Origin of the sequence: Burkholderia sp. Cy-637 (genome assembly GCF_011753175.1) — a bacterium.
GTDB lineage: Bacteria > Pseudomonadota > Gammaproteobacteria > Burkholderiales > Burkholderiaceae > Burkholderia > Burkholderia gladioli.
In genome coordinates, this window is the sequence record NZ_VWWC01000376.1 from 1 (window position 1) to 1,329 (window position 1,329).

Annotated in this window: 2 protein-coding genes; both read right to left on the bottom strand. The window is 69.1% G+C overall.

What is annotated here, in order from left to right:
* Window positions 1-913: HlyD family secretion protein (locus tag F3J10_RS35655; RefSeq protein WP_167244049.1), on the bottom strand; the 913-nt coding region annotated here is incomplete at its 3' end.
* A 21-nt stretch (window positions 914-934) separates the two neighbouring features.
* Window positions 935-1,147, bottom strand: a complete 213-nt coding sequence (locus tag F3J10_RS35660; RefSeq protein WP_013690214.1) for a DUF1656 domain-containing protein — start codon at window positions 1,145-1,147, stop codon at window positions 935-937.
* Window positions 1,148-1,329 lie beyond the last annotated feature (182 nt).

A 1,329-nucleotide genomic window follows, 5' to 3' on the forward strand; every position in this document is an offset into this window, starting at 1 on the left:
TCGGCTGCGCCGCGCCTTGCGCCTTGCGCTGGTCGCGCGCATCGGGCGCGCGCATCGCCACCGTGGCGGTGCGGCCCGCGATCATGCGGAAATCGTCGGGCACCTCGTCGAGCGCGACGCGCACCGGAATCCGCTGTGCCAGCCGCACCCAGCTGAAGGCCGGGTTGACGTTGGGCAGCAGGTTCGCGCTCTGGGTGCGGTCGCGATCCTCGATGGCCGCCACGATGCTCTGCACATGGCCGCGCAGCGGCCGCGGCTCGCCCATCACGCTGATGTCCACCGGCTGGCCGATATGGATGCCGTGCAGCTTGGTTTCCTCGAAATAGCCGTCGACACGGAACGAATGCTGGTCGACCACCGACAGCACGGCGCGGCCGGCCGGCACGTATTCGCCCACGCGCGGCGCGCGGTCGTTCAGGTAGCCGTCCACCGGGCTGACGATGGTGGTGCGCTGCAGGTTCAGCTTCGCGGTATCGACATTGACCTGCGCGTCGGCCAGCGCGGCCTCGCCCTGGTCGACGCGGGTGCGGCTTTCCTCGAGCTGCTCGCTGGCCACCAGGTTGCCGAGCTTGAGATTGCGCGCGTATTCGCGCCGCGCCTGGGCCAGCGTCGCCGCGCGCTGCTCGAGCGTGGCCTGGGCCAGGCGCAGCGCGAGCGTGTAGCGCGCCCGGTCAATCACGAACAGCACCTGGCCCTGCGAGACAGCCTGGTTGTCGACCACCCGCACCTCGGTGATCAGCCCCGACACGTCGGGCGCGACCTGGATCACGTCGGCGCGCACGTGGCCGTCGCGGGTCCAGGGCGAGAACATGTAGTAGTTGATGATGCGCCACAGCACGAGGCCGGCGACGACCACCACGATCAGGGTCAGCAGGATCTGCCCCGCCGAAAACCAGGTTCTTTTCGCGTTCACGTTATTGGGTTCTTGGTGTTGTCAGGTAGCCACGAAATGATGGGAGGCGATCACGACGCCGGCCAGCACGAACACGTAGATGCCGAGGTCGAAGATCGAGCGATGCCAGACGAAGCGGTAGATGCCGGTGCGCGTGAGCAGCGCGCGCACCGCGATATTGATCAGGTAGGCGATCAGCATCAGCACCAGCGGTGCCGGCACGAACACGCCGAAGATGTCGAATTCGCCGATCATGGTCGCGAGGAAATGGGCATGGTGTCGTCGGGATCAGGCGCGCGGGGCGCCGGGCGCGGCGGCGGGCGGCAGCGCCTGCATCAGCGCGGGATTGAGCGACAGGCGCAGGCCGACCAGCGCATGCAGCGCGTCGCGCAGCCCGCGCTGCAGCGCGGCAGCGGGGCGCGGGGCGCGGGACGCGG

Excerpts from the sequence above, each read along its gene's own strand:
- F3J10_RS35660 (WP_013690214.1), bottom strand. The coding sequence starts at position 1,147 with ATGATCGGCGAATTCGACATCTTCGGCGTGTTCGTGCCGGCACCGCTG.